This window comes from Subdoligranulum sp. APC924/74, assembly GCF_003324125.1.
Taxonomy (GTDB): Bacteria; Bacillota; Clostridia; order Oscillospirales; family Ruminococcaceae; genus Gemmiger; species Gemmiger qucibialis.
In genome coordinates this window covers 1-2,460 of the sequence record NZ_PSQF01000172.1, presented here as the reverse complement: position 1 = coordinate 2,460, position 2,460 = coordinate 1, and the positions used below count along the sequence as shown (strand labels likewise).

Sequence of the window (2,460 nt, the reverse complement as noted above, 5' to 3'; positions counted from 1 at the left end):
GACTGCGACATCGAACCGAGCTATTCCGACCTGGATTCCAGCGATTCCGGGCGCGACGAAGCCGGGTACATGCACCGCGAAGTGGTGCGGGAAAAGGTTGCCACCTGGCCCATCGCCTACAGCTGCCTGACTGACGACGAATACAAGTACACCATCGGGCTGTTTGCAGGCAAGGCAACGTTTCAGTTCACCCATCCCAAAGCCGGCTCTTCCACCGAGACCGAAACCACCACCTGCTACTGCAGCAAATACGGCATCGCCTGGCATAACGCCAAGACGAAACAGTGGAAGAACCTTAAATTTAACATTATTGAATGCTGATTGAGAGTTAGAAGGTAGGAGTTGGGAGTTAAAACGGGCCTAAGGTCCGGCATTGTAGGGAACGGTCTTGACCGTTCCGGGGCTTTGCGGTAGATGATGCCATAACAGGATTTACCGCAAGGCGACGGGCGCACACTGTGCGCTCCTACGGGATTGCGGCCCAATTTTCAACCCGTGCGCGCACGCGCACACCATGAACTCCTAACTCCTCACTCCTACCTCCTAACTAAAACCAAAGGAGGTGTATATTTGCTCCAACCAATTCTCACTCTCCCAAGCGGCACCGAATTAAAGGGCGGCTCCCCCGGCAGCGCGGTGAAGAGTCTTACCCTGCACACCGCGGTAAACGCCGGGCAAGAATTCACCATCGGCTCTGCGTTCTCGGACTACATTGAAGCCGAAATCTGGGCAGACCCGGGCGGCAGCCTGCAAATTACTGCCGGGGATGCCCTGACCTACTACCGGCAGGACGATGCCGGGAACCGAACCAAGGTGGGCGTTTTCTATGCCGAAAAGCCCACCCGCACCAAGCGCAACAGCTACAAGGTCACGGCCTACGACACCATGTCCAAGCTGGATGCGGACTTCTCCGGTTGGCTGCACGCCAATCAGGCGCAGTTCCCCAAAACTATCTGGCAGCTGGTTCAGCTGGCCTGCCAGCGGGCAGGGGTCGCGCTTGCCAGCAGCAGTCTGCCCATCAATGGCAGCTACAGCGTGCAGGCGTTCTATGCAGACGATTTAACCTGCCGCCAGATCATCTCCTGGGCGGCGGAAGCGGCAGGCTGCTACGCCCACATGAATGCAGACGGCAAGCTGCAATTCTTGACCTACACAGACAAGCGCAGCACTGCTAAAATCACCCCGGACGGTGCCAACAGCAGCACCGCCTACTATGCCGACAGCCTGAGCTACGAGGATTACACCGTCAAGGCCATTGAGAAAGTCCAGATCCGGCAGTCGGACAGTGACGTGGGGGTCATCTACCCTGACAGCACCACTGCCACCAACACCTATGCAGTGCAGGGCAATCTGCTGCTGACAACCGGCACCGAAGCCAACCTGAAAACCGTTGTCCAAAACCTGTACAACGTGCTGAAAAACGTGACCTACACCCCCTGCAAAGTATCGGTGCCCAGCAGTTCCGGCCTTGCCTGCGGGCAGATCGTGCACGTTAAGGACGCACGCGGGCGGGAGTTCGACACCTACCTGATGAGCGCCACAATCTCCTCCGGCAAGGCAAGCTTTGAAAGCGTGGGCAGCGCCAGTCGGGAAAGTTCCAGCGCCGTGAACAACCAGAGCTACAAGAACCTGACCGGCAAGATGCTGGAGATCAAGACCAGCGTTGACGGCCTGGAAGTAAAGGCCAGCGACCTGACCGGCAAGTACACCGACCTGAAAGCAACGGTGGACGGGCTTTCCTCTGAGGTGAAAAAAGACACCAAAATCACCGGCGGCGGCAACCTGATCCTGGGCAGTGAGAGCTTCAAGAACGCTGAACTGAAAGGCAATACCGGCGACGGCAGTTCTATTACCTATGAACTAACCGGCGGGGCGACCATGGCCAACACCAACTCCAACCGATATTTTCGCTGGACAACGGTGGGTGCGTATGTGGCAAAAGGCGTGACATTGTGCCTGTCTGTTATGTACAAACCCGTTTCTGGTGCGGATGAGTTCTGTATGGAAATCGCTTACACGGCGGGGTACTCCACCAGCCAGAGCTGGGCAACCATTAAGCCAACTGATCAGCTGGAGATTGAGCAGACGGACGGCTGGGTACTGCGGTATGGCCTGTGGACGCCGCCGGACAACGCCACCTTAAAGCTGGTGGATATGGGCAGTGGTACCACCCACGCTGGTACCGGCAACTACACCAACAAGTTTTCGCTGCTGCACCCCATGCTGCAATACGGCAACGCGCCGACCGCGTGGAATGCCAGCAGCGGCGACTACCTGACGCAGGAAAGCGCAAAAAGCTTATTTTCGCAGACCGCTGACGAGATCAAAACCGAGGTCACCAAGTCAGTGACTGAAACGGTAACGGCCAACGTAAAGGATACCGCCACCAGCGCCGCCAACGATGCGGTTGACAGAAAATTGCAGGATTATGCCACCACAGCAACGGTGGAAAGCCTGAAA

2 protein-coding genes are annotated in these 2,460 nt (G+C 57.0%); both read left to right on the top strand.

Annotated features, from left to right (window positions below; genetic code table 11):
- The coding region (locus tag C4885_RS16570) for a hypothetical protein (protein ID WP_158538936.1) at window positions 1-321 on the top strand (321 nt) is incomplete at its 5' end.
- A 249-nt stretch (window positions 322-570) separates the two neighbouring features.
- On the top strand, window positions 571-2,460 hold a 1,890-nt coding region (locus C4885_RS15940), incomplete at its 3' end, for a hypothetical protein (RefSeq protein WP_147237883.1).